The 15,197-nt window shown below is 68.1% G+C and carries 15 protein-coding genes; 4 read left to right on the top strand and 11 right to left on the bottom strand.

The features are described from left to right. The 6 genes from K7G19_RS00115 to K7G19_RS00090 form a co-directional block, all read right to left on the bottom strand. Window positions 1–1,530 (bottom strand): type II and III secretion system protein family protein, encoded by a 1,530-nt coding sequence (locus tag K7G19_RS00115; protein WP_226105068.1) that lies wholly within the window; start codon window positions 1,528–1,530, stop codon window positions 1–3. Window positions 1,531–1,540: 10 nt separating this feature from the next. Continuing rightward, window positions 1,541–2,485 (bottom strand): Flp pilus assembly protein CpaB, encoded by a 945-nt coding sequence (gene cpaB / locus K7G19_RS00110; RefSeq protein WP_226105066.1) that lies wholly within the window; start codon window positions 2,483–2,485, stop codon window positions 1,541–1,543. 76 nt (window positions 2,486–2,561) lie between these two features. Beyond that, entirely contained in the window at window positions 2,562–3,035 is a 474-nt protein-coding gene (locus K7G19_RS00105) for a TadE/TadG family type IV pilus assembly protein (protein WP_223819606.1), read from the bottom strand. A gap of 53 nt (window positions 3,036–3,088) precedes the next feature. Next, the gene (locus K7G19_RS00100) at window positions 3,089–3,601 is read right to left on the bottom strand and encodes a prepilin peptidase (protein WP_322784959.1); all 513 of its coding nucleotides are present in this window, start codon (window positions 3,599–3,601) and stop codon (window positions 3,089–3,091) included. 18 nt (window positions 3,602–3,619) lie between these two features. Next, window positions 3,620–3,802 (bottom strand): Flp family type IVb pilin, encoded by a 183-nt coding sequence (locus tag K7G19_RS00095; RefSeq protein WP_226105064.1) that lies wholly within the window; start codon window positions 3,800–3,802, stop codon window positions 3,620–3,622. A 360-nt stretch (window positions 3,803–4,162) separates the two neighbouring features. Then, complete coding sequence (locus K7G19_RS00090; RefSeq protein WP_226105062.1) at window positions 4,163–5,257, bottom strand: collagen-like triple helix repeat-containing protein; 1,095 nt, start codon at window positions 5,255–5,257, stop codon at window positions 4,163–4,165. A 630-nt stretch (window positions 5,258–5,887) separates the two neighbouring features. Between K7G19_RS00090 and K7G19_RS00085 the strand changes: the two genes are divergently transcribed. Beyond that, the gene (locus K7G19_RS00085) at window positions 5,888–7,609 is read left to right on the top strand and encodes a collagen-like triple helix repeat-containing protein (protein WP_226105060.1); all 1,722 of its coding nucleotides are present in this window, start codon (window positions 5,888–5,890) and stop codon (window positions 7,607–7,609) included. Between the two features lie 207 nt (window positions 7,610–7,816). After that, a complete protein-coding gene (locus K7G19_RS00080; RefSeq protein WP_150083277.1) occupies window positions 7,817–9,496 on the top strand; it encodes a ShlB/FhaC/HecB family hemolysin secretion/activation protein in 1,680 nt (559 codons plus the stop codon). A 102-nt stretch (window positions 9,497–9,598) separates the two neighbouring features. On the opposite strand, the gene K7G19_RS00075 is transcribed toward K7G19_RS00080, so the two are convergent. Both K7G19_RS00075 and K7G19_RS00070 read right to left on the bottom strand, forming a co-directional pair. Further along, on the bottom strand, window positions 9,599–10,006 hold the full coding sequence (locus K7G19_RS00075; protein ID WP_149319887.1) for a hypothetical protein: 408 nt from the start codon (window positions 10,004–10,006) through the stop codon (window positions 9,599–9,601). Between the two features lie 13 nt (window positions 10,007–10,019). Then, window positions 10,020–11,237: a BON domain-containing protein gene (locus K7G19_RS00070; RefSeq protein WP_226105058.1), complete on the bottom strand. Its 1,218-nt coding sequence runs from the start codon at window positions 11,235–11,237 to the stop codon at window positions 10,020–10,022. A gap of 469 nt (window positions 11,238–11,706) precedes the next feature. Between K7G19_RS00070 and K7G19_RS00065 the strand changes: the two genes are divergently transcribed. Beyond that, entirely contained in the window at window positions 11,707–11,895 is a 189-nt protein-coding gene (locus tag K7G19_RS00065; protein WP_226105056.1) for a hypothetical protein, read from the top strand. On the opposite strand, the gene K7G19_RS00060 is transcribed toward K7G19_RS00065, so the two are convergent. The 3 genes from K7G19_RS00060 to K7G19_RS00050 form a co-directional block, all read right to left on the bottom strand. Beyond that, on the bottom strand, window positions 11,896–13,116 hold the full coding sequence (locus K7G19_RS00060; protein WP_226105054.1) for a class I SAM-dependent methyltransferase: 1,221 nt from the start codon (window positions 13,114–13,116) through the stop codon (window positions 11,896–11,898). A gap of 366 nt (window positions 13,117–13,482) precedes the next feature. Further along, window positions 13,483–13,818 carry a hypothetical protein gene (locus tag K7G19_RS00055; protein ID WP_150083280.1) on the bottom strand — a complete coding sequence of 112 codons (336 nt, stop codon included), beginning with the start codon at window positions 13,816–13,818 and terminating at the stop codon, window positions 13,483–13,485. An 83-nt stretch (window positions 13,819–13,901) separates the two neighbouring features. Then, window positions 13,902–14,432, bottom strand: a complete 531-nt coding sequence (locus K7G19_RS00050) for a DUF4142 domain-containing protein (RefSeq protein ID WP_223819610.1) — start codon at window positions 14,430–14,432, stop codon at window positions 13,902–13,904. Window positions 14,433–14,771: 339 nt separating this feature from the next. Here K7G19_RS00050 and K7G19_RS00045 point away from each other — a divergent pair, with 339 nt between their 5' ends. Further along, window positions 14,772–15,152 (top strand): hypothetical protein, encoded by a 381-nt coding sequence (locus K7G19_RS00045; protein WP_226105052.1) that lies wholly within the window; start codon window positions 14,772–14,774, stop codon window positions 15,150–15,152. The last annotated feature ends 45 nt before the right edge of the window (window positions 15,153–15,197 follow it).

The raw sequence follows: 15,197 nt of genomic DNA, 5'->3' as shown, positions 1-15,197 counted from the left end.
CTACCTCGAAAAGCCCGGCAAGGCCGGATCGACCAGTTCGCCGCCGAGGAACTTGCCCCAGACCGGTGGATTGGCGGAGGTGCGGCCGTCGGCCCCGACCCGCGCCGCCGCGCTCGAACCCTTCGCCAGCGGTCGCACCAGGTGCGGCGTGACGATGATCACCAGTTCGCGGTCTTCCTGGTGGAAGTTCAGGTTCTTGAAGAAGGCGCCGATCAGCGGCAGGTCGCCGAGCACCGGCACCTTGTCGATATTGCTGACCGTATTGCGGCTGACCAGGCCGCCGATCACGAAGCTCTCGCCATCGCCCAGTTCGACCGTGGTGTCGGCGCGGCGCGTGACGATCGCCGGAATCGTCGCGCCGTTCATCACGATGCCGCGCGAGGGATCGAGGTCGCTGGCTTCGGGCGCGACCTTCAGTGCGATGCGGTCCGGCGACAGCACCGTCGGCGTGACGGTCAGCCCGATGCCGAACTGCTTGTAATGGATCGTGGTCGTGCCCAGCGCCTGCGGTACGGGGATCGGGATCTCGCCGCCGGCGAGGAAGCTTGCGCTCTGGCCGGACAGCGCCACCAGGCTCGGCTCGGCGAGGATGCGCGCCATGCCGTTGCCTTCGAGCAGGCTCAGGTTGGCGAAGATGCCGTGGCTCATCGAGGCCGCGACCAGGTTGAAGGCGCTGCTGATCGGCGCGGTCGATTCCGTGACAAGGCCGCCGCCGGTGTTGCTGCCGCCCGGCCGCGGCGTGAATGTGGCCCTGGTCAGCGTGGACGGCGAGAAGCTGCCGAACGCGAAGCCGGAGCGGTTGCGATAGAAATTGAAGCCGGCCTGCTTCAGCACGTTCTTGCTGATCTCGACCACGCGCACGTCGACCTGCACGGTGCCGCTGACCGGCACGGTCGAGCGGTCGATCACCGGACCGTTGCCCACCGTCGCGCGCGCCGCCTGTTGCGCGCCTGCGGCGGCCGCGGCATCGGCGGACTGGCCGCGGATGATGGCGCCCTGCCCCGCGACGTCGATCTGCGCGCCCTGGCCGTCGGAGGCCATCGCATCGACCTGCACCGCGTAGCGGATCGGCGCCTCGCCGGACGGCCACACCATCAGATCGGTATTGCCGGGCTTGCGTGCGACCAGCAGTACGGCCGTGCTCGCGCCGCGCGATTTGAGCAGCAGCGCGTCGGCGACGTCGGGGTTGCCGATGGCGATGCGTTCGAGCTGCCGGCCGATACGGATTTCGCGCTGCGCGCCGACGGCGAGGGTCACACGCTGCGACGGCCGTTGCGCGGTGGGCTCGGCGCGATCGCTGACTTGATCGCCGGCCTGAGCGCTGCCCTGCGCGCTGCCCGGAGCGTTTGCCGGCGCGCGGGATGGCGCAGGCTGCGCGCCCAGCGGCGCGGGGCCGAGCAGGCTTGCCGCCAATAGCAGCGCGGTCAGCGTACGGGATTGGCGCGGCCTGTGGAATGACTTCATGTGGAAGGACACAGCGGGAAAGGCATGGAAGTGGAATCGACGCGCCGTCGGCAGCGGGGAGGTCATCGTCGTGTCCCTATTCGATGGCGCGCTTGCCGGCGCGGATCACTTCGACACCGGCAGGCGAGGCCGCGGCGGCGGGCCTGGCCTGTGCGATCTGCGGCGGCTCGGGGCGCGCGACGGGCGTGCGCGGCTTGGACGCACCGCCGGCGAGGCCGGCCAGCGCGACCCCGGCCGCGGCGCGGTCGGCCGGCTCCAGCGCATCGGCGCTGGCCAGTCCGCCGCCGCGCGTGGCCATGGCAGGCGCGGGCTCTGCGAACAGCGTCTCGCTCGGCATGCCGTCATCGTGCGGATTGCGCAGCGCCAGCACCAGGCGGCCCGCCTGCTGCGCCATCGTCAGCTTGCTGACCTGCGCCAGCGGCACCGTCAGCACCGCGGTCTTGGCGCCTTCGCGGCGGTTCATCATCTGTTCGGGTGCGCCTTCGCGCGAATCGTTGACGGCGTTTACGCCATACGCCAGTACGCGCAGCCTGGAAAGCAGCAAGCGGGCCTGGCTGCCGTCGATTTCCTGACTGTCCCGCCGCAGTACGAGGAACACGTCGACAAGGTCGCCCGGCCGCACGCGATGCCCCACACCGATGACCTCGTCGACGGCAATGGCGACCGCGCGCTCGCCTTCAGGCACCTGTGAGGCAAGACCGCCGGCCAGTTGGCCCTCCAGCACCGGCACATTGGCACCGAGCGCCACCAGCGGAATCTGGCCCGCCACCGCATCAACGGACTTGTAGCCGCCCGTCGGATCGATCGGCAGCATCTCCACCCTCAATGCATCTGCACTCAAGGGCTTGCCGGCCTCCACGGGCCTGGTGGTGATCACGACCGGATGCAAGGCCGCGGGCGATGAAGCCGGATGCACGGGCGGTTTGGCGGGCCCCCGCCCGACCTGCCAGGCAAGCAGCGCGAGCAGCCCTGCCAAGGCCAGCAGCACGATGGCAACGATTCGGATCTGTTTGCTGGTCATGGGAGATGTCCGTGCATGGCGTGGAATTCGCGCACTATGTCATTGGGGTAGAAAAGGTGCCGCGACATGTTGGTGCTCAGATATCGGGCGCCAATTGCGCGACGGCACTGCCCATCAGCGTTTCGGGAACGGGCACGAAGGGAATGCGCGGCAGGATGTTGGCGGCCGGCAGGCGCAACGTCACGCTGACGCAGATTGCGTCGGCCGGCGCGCTGCAGGGTGCCGCCGACGCGAGATTGCCGGCGGAAGCAAGATTTGACTTGATGCTGGCAGGCAGCGCGGCAAGCGCGGTGTCGGCAGCCGCTGCCACGCGCAAGTCCTTGGATGCGGCAATACTGCCGTCGACGGCGCCACTGGGGTAGCGCAACGCCGCGCGCGCGCCTTCGGCCGCGGCCAGCGTCAACACCTGCTCGAGGACCAGGATCATGCCGTAGTAGACAATGCCCAGCACCAGTGCGAGCAGCACAGGCAAGACCACGGCGAATTCCAGCGCGGCGATGCCTCGCGCGCGGGCTCGCGATGGCATAAGCCCCCTTTTCCCCAGTTTCATGCATTCATCCGGTTTGTCTTATGTTGGCGCCAACCGGTGGCGCATATCGCTCTTCAGGAACTGCCTTGCCCAACCGATAGCCATAGCAGCACCCCGATGGCAAGGTACGCGGCATAGGGAATGCCTCGAGTTCGCGCCACGGTCTCCGGGCGCAATGCATCGAATACGCCGAAACGGCGTTGCCACTGCCCCATGGCAATCCCGAACCACCCGACGACCGCCGAATGACGAAGCGCAAGAACGGCGCAAGCATGGACGAACGCCAGCAATGTGCCGACCAGCCATACCGGCAGCAAGCCCGACGGCCCGATGAACAGTCCCACTACCGCGAAGAACTTCACGTCGCCGGCGCCCATGCGGCCGAGCAGGTAAGCCGGCAGCATGATCGCAAACCCGATCGCGAATCCGAGCGCGCGCGTTCCCAGCGGCAACGACGCGTCGTAGCCGAGAGACAGCACGAGACCGGCCGCAATCAGCGCGCACGCCAATGCGAGGTTCGGTACTTTGCGGTAGTGAAAGTCAGTCCAAAGGGTCGTCACGCAGAGCAGCGTGACGAGCAGCGTCATGAGGAATGCGCTGCTTCTTCAGGGCGCCTTGACGTTGTTCGTGACCCAGGTCGCCAAGTTGGTAAAGGCAGTGCTGAGATTAGTGCCGAGGGACTTTGCCCCGGTGGCGACCGCCAGCGCGATAAGACCCGCGATCAGACCATATTCAATGGCCGTCGCCCCCCGCTCGTCCCGAATGAAACGCAAGAACCCCTGTTTCATGATGACCGCTCCTTCTTTATTGCTAGTTATCCCAACACTTTGGATACCGCGTCGATCCGCGCGATCGCCTGGCTCTAATGGCTTGGCTGATCTCGTGCAGCAAGTATCCGTGTTGTTTTTATAAAGGAATTTTTTAATTTCAGCTACATCCGTTTGCTGACTTGACAAAAGTTTTCAGTTGCCCCGATTGACAGTGCTCCTACTGTCGGCTCATGCATTAGGACTACTACGGATGGCGGACGGTCTTTCCGCTTCCCTGAATAAAAAAAGATGCGCAGCCGCGGGGATCGTCCGACTGCGCACCATCAAGCTGCCTGGCATGGCCCCCGGACTGGTGCCATGGCAGCAGTCGACTACGCCTTAGCGCCCCAGCGCTCCAAGCGTGCCGACCAGGCCGGTCACAGGTGCCAATAGCCCACCGACCGGTGCCAACACACCGCCGGTCTTGCCGCTGCCGGCACCCTTGTCAGAACCACTGCCCGCCTGACCACCCGTTTGGGTGAGAGGCAGACCGCCAAGCAGGCCACCGAGCGGATTGCCCGCACCGCTGCCTGCATTGCCATCACCGTGGACCAGTCCACCCGCTGCGGCCACGGTCCTGCCGACTTCCGTCACGACACCGCCCACCGGGCCGACCACCGGGGCCTTCGTCGCGCTCAGGTGCGTGCCGGTATGCGCGACCACGCCGCCGACCTTGGTCAACAGGTTGTCGACCGGCGCCCCCAGGCGCGTGGTGGCACCCAGCGCCTGCGTGGTGTCCGTCAGCTTGCTGGTCAACGGCACGATCACCTTGCTGGTCTGGCCGGTCAGCTGCGCGACCGGGCCGGTCGACAGCTTGTCGCCCAGCTTCTCGCCCAACTGCTGCACGCCGCCGGCCACGTGATTGATCACGGCGCCCACCGGCGTGGTCACCGGCGACAGCACCTTCAGCTGGTCCTGGCCCAGCGAGTTCACCAGGTCCCCCGTGCTCGACAAGGTATGGCCGGTTTGCGTGACGACATTGCCGGTGCTTGCCACGGTCACGCCGACCGGGTTGTCCACCGCGCCCATCTTGCCGAGGCCATCGCGCACGCCCGCGCCCAGCGCGGCCACCGTGTTGCCGGCATCGACGACCACCTGGCCGGTCGCCTTGCCCGTCGCGTCGCTGACGATCGGCAGATTGGCGCCCTGGATCTGCTTGCCGATTTCCGAGATCGCATTGCCGGTTGCCGTCACCGTATTGCCGGCGCCTTCCGCGACCTGGCCCGTCGGCGTGGTCGGTTTCGACGTGGTCGGCGGCGGCGTGCCGCCTCCATCGTCACCGCCGCCGCCATTGCTTGGAGGCGGCGTCGTCGCAGGCGGCCGCGTGCCACTACCCGAACCGCTCGACGAGCAGCCCGCCATCATCCCCAGTACGCATGCGCACGCCAGCGCCATCATCACCGGCGCGCGTCGCGTCGAATTCGTCCGCTTCATTGTGTTTCTCCTTGTGGATCGGACCGGCGCGGAACCCTGACCCGTCCCGTGGTGCCGGCGGTCCCCGTGCAGCGGGGACTCGACGCCTTGGTCCGCAAGGCGTGTGCCATGGAGAGAAACGATGCGGAACGTGCCGGCCGCGCAGCCCGGCGCATCGCCCGCAAAGCCTTGCAGGGCGCGCCTTTGCGGGCCAAAGCCCGGCATGGAAATGAGGCCATGCGAGGACGCATTGCCGCGCTTTCCGACGTTACGTGCTACGTAACGTGTTACGGCGCCCATCGCCACACGCCGACGCTCGCGAACACCGCGCCGGCACGCCCCCGCGCGCCATCGCCCACCCCCTCCGATGTTCCGTTCGCGCCGTAGCGCGTTACGTAACGCGTAACGCCGCCACACGCCTCGCGCATGGTCTTGCGAGCTCTGCACGCAGTTGCCCCCATTTCCCGCAAACCGTTGCTGCACAAGGCTTTCCGGCAAGCCATCGAACTTGTCCATGCGCGTGGCGCACAGCTGGTCACTCAGTGGCACACCGCTTGCGCTTGTGACAGCAGCACGGCGGCGCCACGCGCCCCATGCCTTTCAACTCGGGAACGTCAAACACGAGAACACTTGTTGACCAGGGGATCAATGATGAAAAGAACCAAGACAACCTTGACCGCCACGGCGCTGCTCAGCGCATTGCTGCTGCTCGGCGGTTGCGCGAGCGGCAGCGGCTCGACCTCGATGGGGACGGGCAGCAAGGGAGGCGGCACGGTCGGTGACACCAATGGCGGCACCGGCAGCCCGAACGGAGGTGGGACCGGTGGTGGAAGCGGTGGCGGTGGTACTGATGGTGGCGGTAGCGGCGGTGGTGGCACCGGCGGTGGCGGTACTGGCGGCGGCGGTACTGGTGGTGGTGGCAGCGGCGGCGGTGGTACCGGCGGCGGCGGCGATGGCGGCGGTAGCGGTGGTGGTGGCGGCGGCGGTGGTGGCGATGGCGGCGGCGGTGGCAGCACGCCGGTACGCAGCCCGACCGGAGAGATCGTCAACCCGACCGGCGGCCTCGTCAGCAAGGTCGGCGACGTCGTCGGCGCCGTCGGCGAGCAGCTGCAGAACGCCAACCTCCCCGTGGTCCCCGACCAGACGCAGAACGGTGTCGGCGGCGCGCTTGTGTCGGTCGGCAACGCGGTCGACTCGCTGGGCACCGGACTGAAGGACGGCCTGGGCAATATCCCGAACGTTGTCAATCCGATCGGCACTACCGTGGCCAGCACCGGCAACGTGGTGACCCATGTCGGCACGGCAGTCACGCAGGTCGGCAGCGCGGTCACCGGCCTGGGCACCGGCCCGCTGTCGCCGCTTGGCGCGGTGACGTCGCCGGTCGGTGCGCTGGTCGACAAGGTCGGCACCGGCGTGCAGACGCTGGGCGGCACGGTGGGCACGGTGCTGTCGACCGGTCCGGTCGAGCAGCTGACCAGCGGCGTCAGCCGCGCGATCGTACCGCTGACCTCGCAGCTGACCAGCACCACGCAATCGCTGGGCGCGACGACCGGCCTCGGCCAGCCCGTGAACAACCTGCTGACCGTGGTCGGCGGCACGGTGGCGCAGCTCGGCGGCAAGCTGCAGCAGACCAATACGCCGGTTGTCAGCGGCGTGGGCGGCGTGGTGACCGGTGCGGGCAACACCGTTGCCGCGCTGGGCGGCGCGGTGCATGCGCCGGGCACGACCCCGAGCGGTCCGCTGGCACCGGTCGGCAATCTGGTCAGCGGCATCACGGGCGGATTGGCCGGTGGCGGCAATGGCGGCACGGGTCCGCTGGCGCCGGTGACCAACCTAGTTAGCGGGCTGACCGGCGGCTTGACCGGCGGCAACAACGGGGGCAGCGGCAGCGGTCCGCTGGCTCCGGTCACCAATCTTGTCAGCGGGCTGACCGGTGGTCTCACCGGCGGCCTCACCGGTGGCAACAACGGAGGCAATCCCGGCGGTTCGGGCAGCGGTCCGCTGGCCCCGGTCACCAATCTCGTCGGCGGGCTGACCGGTGGCCTCACCGGCGGCAATAACGGCGGCGCCGGCAGCGGTCCGCTGGCTCCGGTCACCAACCTCGTCGGCGGGCTGACCGGTGGTCTCACGGGCGGCAGCAACGGCGGTGCCGGCAGCGGTCCGCTGGCTCCGGTGACCAATCTGGTCGGCGGCGTGGTCGCCGGTGTTACCGGCGGCGTGACTGGCGGCGGCACGGCACCGGCACCCGCCCCGGCTCCCGCTCCCGGCGGCACTGCCGGTGGCGCGACCACCGGTCCGGTCACCGGCGCGGTCGGCGGCATCGTCGGCGGTGTGCTCGGCACCGTTGGCGGTCTGCTGGGGGGTCGCCGCTGATGAGGGCTTGATGCCCGCCTGATGCACACGTGATGCGCCGCCGATCGGCCGCCTGGCCGATCGCGGCAAATCCGCTGCATCGCCTCACTCAGCCTTGCAGTACAGCCGGACGCCACTTCGATAAGCGCGCAGGCAGCGGCAGCCTGCGCGCCGGTGGAGATCCGGCTTCCACAGCCGCATCGGTTTCATTGTGAAAGGGGATTGACCATGTCGCGCACGCACACTCGCGTCGCCATGCTGCTGCTCGGCCTCGGTGCCTGGCATGGCGGCATGCATCCAGTTCTGGCCGCCGATCCGCGCAGCCCGGTCCAGGGGGACCCGACTCAAACGCTGCCGAAGATCGCGCCGCCCAAGCCCACCGGGGAAGTCAAGGTACAGGTCGAACGTCCCGACCCGGCCCTGCAGAATCTGCTGTCGGCCAAGCTGACGCCGACACGCTTCCAGATCGAGGGCGCCAGGACGCTGCCCTTCGACCAGATCGCGGACAAGTTCAAGCCGCTGGCCGGCAAGGAAATCACGGTTGCCGAACTGCTGCAGGCCGCCAATGCGGTCACCGAGATGTACCAGCAGCATGGCTATCCGCTGTCGTTCGCCTTCGTTCCCGCGCAGTCCTTCGAGAACGGCAATGTGCTGATCACCGTCGTCGAAGGCTATGTCGCACGCGTGACCATTCGCGGCAATCCGGGGCCGCTGGAGAATCGTCTTCGCGCGATCGCCGAACGGCTGAAAGAGGAACGGCCGCTGACGCGCGCGAGCTTCGACCGCTATTCCAGCGTGCTGGGCCTGCAGCCGGGCGTGCAGGTCGGCGCCACGGTGCAGCCGCCGACCACCACCGACGGCGCCAGCGAAATGGTGCTCGACGTCAAGCGCAAGCCGATCGCCTTCGGCACCGGCGTCGACTACATGTCGCCCGGCGTGCGGGCGATTGCAACGGCAACGGCCAGCGGCCTGACGCCGCTTGGCGAGCAGCTGACGGTATCGGCGCTGTTCCCCAAGGGACGCGACGACGAGGAGTACTACGCGCTCGGCTATGCGCAACCGATCGGCACCGAGGGGCTGGTCGCGCGCGTCAACGCGTCGCACTATCGCGGCGTGCCGCAGAACGCCACGCTCGAGCAAATCGGCTTCAACCGGCGCTACGTCAACGACAACAAGCGGCTTGGCGCGAGCCTGAGCTATCCGCTGCTGCTCAGTGCGCGGCATTCGCTGACGCTGAGCGGCGGGCTCTACGGGACCGACCAGTTCGAGCGCTATACGCAGGCCGGCACCGATCGCTCGGTAGCGATCGGCACCAATGTGCGGGTAGTCAATGCGGAGCTGGCCTATGTCCAGCGCAAGGAAGGCGTGTCGCGCAGCGCCACGCTGGGCCTGTACAAGGGCGTCGATGCGCTGGGCGCACGCCGCGAGAACAATGCCAACGACCTGAGCTTCCTGCGCACGCGGCTGCTGCTGTCGCAGGCGACCGACCTGCCCTTCGGCTTCGGCATGGCGGTCTCGGCCGCCGGCCAGTACAGCGGCGATCGGCTGGCGTCGAGCGAGCAGATCAGCTTCGGCGGACGCTTCTTCGGCCTCGGCTATCCCGCCGGCGAAGTGGCGGGCGACAAGGGTTGGGGCGCGTCCGCCGAGATCAGCCGGTTGTTCGGCATGGACATGACCTACCTGAAGACGCTGCAGCCGTATGTGTTGGCGGATGTCGCGCGGGTCTTTTCGAACAGCTACTCGCTGACGCACCGCTCGCTGTCGTCGGTGGCGCTGGGCGTGCGCTTCTCGGACCGGCGCTACTACACGCTGGACCTGTCGCTGGCGCAGCCGGTCGGCGACAAGCCGATCAATGCGGAACGCCGCTCGCCGCGCATCAACGCGAGCTGGTCGTATCAGTTCGATTGAGCCGGCCTGCCCTCACCCCCGCCCTCGCCTGCAAGCGGATCGACATCATGCCGAGGCGCCCCTATCGCAAATCATCGGACCGCCTCGGCAAGCGATCCGGCCTTACTCGGGCTCGTGCCGGGGCGGACGTTCCTCGCGCTGGTCAGTGTGATCGGCGCGGTCTGCGGGCGTATCCGGGGGGATGCCTTCGGCTGCATCGGCGATGCGCTCGCCGATCTGCTCTTCTGGCAGCAACGCCTCGGTCCGATTGTCGTGCGGATAGTCCTGTTCCTGCTCGGGCAGGCCTTCCAGGTTCATGTCCGAATCGATCGGCTCGATGTCCGTATCGGGATCGAGCGAACTTGGAATCGCGCGCGCTTCCTCCCTCACCTCGCGTTCGCGCTGGGCCTCGGCGCTGGAGGTAGTGCTGTCGTTGCCGCTGTCGTTGCCAATATCGTCGGCAGACTCGCGCGCGCGAAGCTTGTCGCGGGCATCGTCCTGATCGCGCTTGTTGTCGGTGTTCCGGTTCATCGTCCTCTCCCCATCACGTAGCGTGCTTGCCCGGCGTCGTGGTGCCGCCGTGCGGGTCGGTGCCCTTGGGCACTTCCCCGGCGCCGACCTCCATGCCGCCGACATAGCTGCTGGCGGTGCTGCCGGTGGCGCTGCCGGACGTGCTCATGCCGGAGACACGTTGGCCCCCCGACGCGGACCCGGCCGAACCCTGCACCACCTGGCCGCCTTCGCGCTGCACGCGAATCCGGTTGTGGACCTCGCGCACGCCGAAGATGTCGTCGGCGATGTCCTCGACGCAGTATTTCTGGCGGCGGTCGCGCACGGCGCCGGTCAGCGTGACCACGCCGTCGCTGACCTGGACCTCGACGTCCTGCACTTCAAGGCGGTCGTCATGCGCCAGGCGTTCGCACAGGTCCTCGCGAATCCGTTCGTCGCTGCGCTGGTAGCCCTTGGGCGAGACGCGGCGGCCGGGACCGCTGCCGCTGCCCGAGCCCTGCCCCCAGTTCACGCGCTGCGGCGCGCCGCTGAAGCGCTCGTAGGCCTCGTCGCGGCCGTGCGATTGCCATTGTCCGCCGGCGCTCCAGTCGTCGCCCGGCCAGCCCGACGGACGGCCGCCGCGTCCCGGGCGCTCGCTTTCAGGGAAGCGTCCGCCCTCGTCCATCCAGCGCGCGCTGGCCTGGCGGCGGCCGGCATTGCCGCTGCCGCGCTCGTCGGCCCAGGACGGCGCATCGAGCCGCTCCGAATCCGAGATGCCATAGGCTTGGGCGAGATTGGCGCGGGTCTGCGGGTCGTCGGGCTCGTAGCGATCGCGCCAGGGCGTACGCGATTGATCTGGCCACGGCCCGCCGCGCTGTCGGCGCGAGAGCCGGCTGTCGGTCAGGTCGCCACCGCGCCGTTCGCCTCCGCGCGACAGTCCCCGGTCGCCGCGCATCACCTCGCCGGTCGACGGATAGGTGCCGTAGGGATTGTCGCCAACCGGTTCTTCGTAGCTGCGGCCGAAGCGGCCCTCGCCGAAGTGGCCGGCGCCATAGCCGTGTTCGGCATGGCGCGGCGCCGCGAACGGATCGTCGCGGCCGCCGCCGTAGCGCGGCATGCCGGGCCGGCCGACACCGCGTCCCTGACGGATTTCCTCCTCGGCGTATTCCGCATAACGGCCGCCCTGGCGCGAGCCGCGCTGGTCAAGCCGATCTTCGGCGCTATACGGCTGGCGGTAATCCCATACGCGGCGGCTGGTGCTGCGATCGTTCATCTCTGCCTCCGTTGGTAAGAGTTGCAAATGCTGTGGCGAGGAACCGGCGCGAATCGCGCGTCCGGTCCGGCGTGTATCGGTGGTGATGTCCTTGGTGACGCAATTTCCATTCCGCCGCCGAAGGCTGTGTGCGCTAGGCGACTTTCGCGCCGAGTGGCGGCGGATAGCCTGTGGCAACGCGGGATAGACTGACCGCTCGCCCGCGCTTGGCGCCTCTCCCGTCCCCGGTGGAGAGGCGCCCTTTCTCGTCTGGACTTTGTCGTTCGGACTTTCTCGTTGGGGATCGCAGTGCGGGACGGCCACGCCCCAGCCACCCCTGCGGGCGGCACGCGGAACCGCGGCGCCGACGGGCGCCACAGCCATGCCTGCCGCGCGGCTGCCGTGCAAGGGCAGGCCGGGGCTGACCGCATCGGCCATCACGCAAATAGCGTTCCCGCGCGAACATGGCGATGCGCGCGGCGATTCGGACATGGCAATGCGCATCGCGATCAGGCGATGCGCGCTGCAATCAGGGAATCAGGAAATCAGGGAATCAGGGGACCAGGGGATCGAACGTCGCGCCAAGGAAGGCGGCAACTGCGGCGCGCCGCCACCGAATCCGGCGGCGGCGCGAGGCGACCGGGAGATCGCCATGCGGCCGACTGGCGTGTCGGCGTGACTACAGCGTGCGCCGTCGCGCGACGACGAACAGGCTCAGCGCGGCTTCCGCCGAGCGCGGATCGATGCCGGACAACCGCTGCGCCAGCCGGATCTTCAACGGCGGGCGGCCCATCGCACCATCGAGCACGTCCTTGCCGACATAGTGGCTGTGCGGATAGATCGCGATATCAAAGCCCAGTGGCCGCAGCGTCGTGTGTACCAGCTCGCGCGTGAGCCCATCACCCGGCCGGTGATGCAGTTCGGTCGCCAGCGCCCAGGTCTGTTCGTCATCGGCCGCGGTATGGCCGCCGCGCCGAAGCCAGCGATAGATCGGCAAGCGCATGCGCCAGAGCAGCAGGGCAATCCCGCGGAAATTCCACGCCGAGCGCTGCGGATCGTGATCGAGGATCAGCAGCCCGCCGGGACGGACGAGCCGCGACGCCTCGACCAGCGCGCGCCGCATGTCGTCCAGATGATGCAGCGACCCGTTGATGGCCACGACGTCGGCGATGCCCGAGCGCAACGGCATATCGTGCGCGTCGGCCCGCAACGGCAGGTAGCCGACCCCTGCCGCTCTCTCCAGGCTGCCCGGCGCGATGTCGACGCCGATCGCGACGCGCGGCTTGCCCCCCAATGCGGCCAGCAGATTCCCGGGGCCGCAGCCGACATCGACCAGCACCTTGCCATCGAGCGACCCCATTACGGACAGCCACCGCTCTCGCAACTCCGGATAGCGATGCACGCTGGCCAGCCAGTCGTCCATCCATTTGGGATGGCTGAAGTAATGCGCGTTGGCGCGCATGCCGGTGGTGAACGCATCGATGCGCGCCTCGGGAAAGGCCCCACCGCGTACCACGGCGCCCGGCTTCAGAAAGGGCCGCAATCGCTCGAGATAGCTGTCCTCTCGGCTGGCCGTCGCCTGCATGGCCAGGGTGGCGTCGGATCGTTCGACATCGCGTCGCAAAACGGACGGACCGAGTGGCTCGGCGCGCGCTGGAACGCATGGGTCGGAGAGCAGGGCGTCGTTCATGTTGGATCCCGGGGTAGAAGCGCCGGCGCGGCCGTGACCACGGCCCACACCAGACGAAAGACGCGAAGGGCCGGCCGGCCGCACGCCGTCGCCGGCGCGATGCCGTTCCTTTCCAATGCGCTGCGTATTGGCAGGCCGGACCCGCCCGGTGCATGCCGGTCGGTATGCCTGGCCTCCTGGTATGACTTCGACGCGAGCGGCCGCCATCATGCTTCGACGGACCAGCCCCAGACCCCGTGGACTGGCGCTGCCTCGCGTCCGCCCTCCCCCACGGCTCGGACGCGATTGCCTTGGCATGCCGGTGTACCGCCACGGCGGGTTGCCGCGGCCGCGACATGCAAAGACCGCCAGCATGTCAGCGTTGACAAACCCACGAAGGCAATCTAGTTAGCGTTTGCTGCGCCCGCAAATAAAAAATTGTTTGCCTATGTGCGCGAGCCAACATTTCCGTCCATGCGGCCAATTGCGGTCGCGCGAAAAGAAGCGGCGCCCGTATTGGGCGCCGCGCTCGGACAAGGAAAAGGGACGGAAAAGCGGGAAGAAGCGCTACGGAAATGGCCGGCGCCAGCGGGATCGTCAGCGTGCCTTCGCCGGCGAAGCCGGATAGCCGTAGCTTTCCGCCGCCGAGGCACTGCGGCTGTTGCCGCGATTCGACTGGCTTGCCTCGCCGCGCTTGCTGGTGCCCGTGCCCTTGGTCGCATCGTGCTGGCGAGTGCCGCCATGCGCGCCATGGTCCGAAGTGGAGCTGCCGCTCGGCCCCTGCACCGGGCGGGTCGGCGCGACGTCCGACGCGGCCGTACCGGGCGCCTTGTCCCCGCCCGGAGGCGTTCCGGTGGCGGGCGTGGCCGTGGGTTGCGACATCACGGCGCCGGACATCAGCGCCAGCATCGCGAAGGTGGCAAAACGTTTCATCTCTGTCTCCTGCGTAGTGGTGGCGACGGGCCCCGCCGGCGTATCGCGGTTCGTGCTGCCTGGTGCGGTGCCTGGCGCGGTGCCTAGCGTTTCGCCGACTTGGCCGGGGACTTTCCCACCTCGTTGGCCATCTTGTTGGCCATCTCGAGATGGTGTTGCAGCGTTGGCAGCGTCTTGCCGGCGAACGCCTTGATTTCCGGATCGCGCGCCTTGGTCGAAGCCTCGCGGAACAGGGCCACGGCCTTGTTGTGCGCCTTGACGCCGACCTCCTTCGCGTACTCGCGATCGAAGGTGGCGCCCTCCAGCGCCCCCAGCGCCTCCAGCCGCTTCTTGTCCGCCGAGGGCAGCTCGGTCGGCAGCTCGACGCCCTTGGTCGAAGCCAATGCCTTGAGCTCACTGTCCGCGGCCTTGTGGTCCTTGAGCATCTGCGAGGCAAAGGACTTCACCGTCTCGCTCGATGCCTTGCTTTCGGCCAGCGTGCTGGCCTCGATTTCCAGCATGCCGCTCTCGGCCGCCTTCTTCATGAAGTTCGTGTCGGTCTTGCCAACCTCGGCAAACGCGAGGTTCATCGACGCCGCGGCGGCAACCAGCAGCGCGGGACGGATCCATTGCATCGTTTTCAAGATGACCTCCATCGGCCAGATCAGTGACAACGGCCGCGGCGCAACTTCCGTGCCGAGTCGGCGCGACAAGATCGGTGTATGGCCCGAGGCATACGGGTGGCCTGCTTGCGTGGTCCTCTGCGTTGCCGCCCCGGAATTTCTACATCGCCTCGTAAGGATTGCAGTACGGGACTCGCAGCCGTCGTCCAATTCCTACAGTCAATTCAGGCATCGCCTTCCTGAGCGGGCATGGCGCGGCACGTATCGTTAGGTAACGGGCATCGTGTGCCACCAGCCGGTGTCTGTCCGGACGGGCCTGCCCGTTCTCAAGTTCAATGGATGGAGCCAACGATGAAGCGAATCGTCACCACTACCGCGCTTGCGCTGTGCGCGGCGCTGAGCCTGCCCGTGGTCGCACAGCAGGCACCCCCCAGCAACAACGCGCCGAACCCGAGCGCGCCGCCGACCGAAGGCAACCCACCCGCGAGCCGCAGCACGACGCCGTCGGCCACTGGCGGCAGCATGAGCGGCAGCAGCGACACCACGATGCAAAGCGGGGCGACCAGCTCGACCGGTTCGACCATGACCGGTACCGAGAAACGCGACAAGAAGAAGAGCGGCACCACGCATCGCAGCAAGAAGCCGCGCCAGCAGGGCATGCCCGACGCGGTAACGCCGGACTCGCCGTCGGCGCCGAAGGGCGATTCCCCCAGCCCCGCGACGAAGCAGTAAGCCTGGCGCTGACCGGGCGCTGGTTGGCCCGGCAAGCCGGTACGA

Source organism: Cupriavidus sp. DB3 (assembly GCF_020418465.1).
In the GTDB taxonomy this organism is placed as follows: domain Bacteria; phylum Pseudomonadota; class Gammaproteobacteria; order Burkholderiales; family Burkholderiaceae; genus Cupriavidus; species Cupriavidus cauae.
The sequence above is the reverse complement of the archived record's forward strand: the minus strand, read 5'-3'. Positions and strand labels throughout refer to the sequence as shown.

Excerpts from the sequence above, each read along its gene's own strand:
- K7G19_RS00055 (WP_150083280.1), bottom strand. The coding sequence starts at position 13,818 with ATGAAACGTTTTGCCACCTTCGCGATGCTGGCGCTGATGTCCGGCGCC.
- cpaB (WP_226105066.1), bottom strand. The coding sequence starts at position 2,485 with ATGACCAGCAAACAGATCCGAATCGTTGCCATCGTGCTGCTGGCCTTG.
- K7G19_RS00050 (WP_223819610.1), bottom strand. The coding sequence starts at position 14,432 with ATGCAATGGATCCGTCCCGCGCTGCTGGTTGCCGCCGCGGCGTCGATG.
- K7G19_RS00065 (WP_226105056.1), top strand. The coding sequence starts at position 11,707 with ATGGCAATGCGCATCGCGATCAGGCGATGCGCGCTGCAATCAGGGAAT.
- K7G19_RS00115 (WP_226105068.1), bottom strand. The coding sequence starts at position 1,530 with ATGACCTCCCCGCTGCCGACGGCGCGTCGATTCCACTTCCATGCCTTT.
- K7G19_RS00095 (WP_226105064.1), bottom strand. The coding sequence starts at position 3,802 with ATGAAACAGGGGTTCTTGCGTTTCATTCGGGACGAGCGGGGGGCGACG.
- K7G19_RS00080 (WP_150083277.1), top strand. The coding sequence starts at position 7,817 with ATGTCGCGCACGCACACTCGCGTCGCCATGCTGCTGCTCGGCCTCGGT.
- K7G19_RS00100 (WP_322784959.1), bottom strand. The coding sequence starts at position 3,601 with ATGACGCTGCTCGTCACGCTGCTCTGCGTGACGACCCTTTGGACTGAC.
- K7G19_RS00070 (WP_226105058.1), bottom strand. The coding sequence starts at position 11,237 with ATGAACGATCGCAGCACCAGCCGCCGCGTATGGGATTACCGCCAGCCG.
- K7G19_RS00075 (WP_149319887.1), bottom strand. The coding sequence starts at position 10,006 with ATGAACCGGAACACCGACAACAAGCGCGATCAGGACGATGCCCGCGAC.
- K7G19_RS00105 (WP_223819606.1), bottom strand. The coding sequence starts at position 3,035 with ATGAAACTGGGGAAAAGGGGGCTTATGCCATCGCGAGCCCGCGCGCGA.
- K7G19_RS00090 (WP_226105062.1), bottom strand. The coding sequence starts at position 5,257 with ATGAAGCGGACGAATTCGACGCGACGCGCGCCGGTGATGATGGCGCTG.
- K7G19_RS00085 (WP_226105060.1), top strand. The coding sequence starts at position 5,888 with ATGAAAAGAACCAAGACAACCTTGACCGCCACGGCGCTGCTCAGCGCA.
- K7G19_RS00060 (WP_226105054.1), bottom strand. The coding sequence starts at position 13,116 with ATGATGGCGGCCGCTCGCGTCGAAGTCATACCAGGAGGCCAGGCATAC.
- K7G19_RS00045 (WP_226105052.1), top strand. The coding sequence starts at position 14,772 with ATGAAGCGAATCGTCACCACTACCGCGCTTGCGCTGTGCGCGGCGCTG.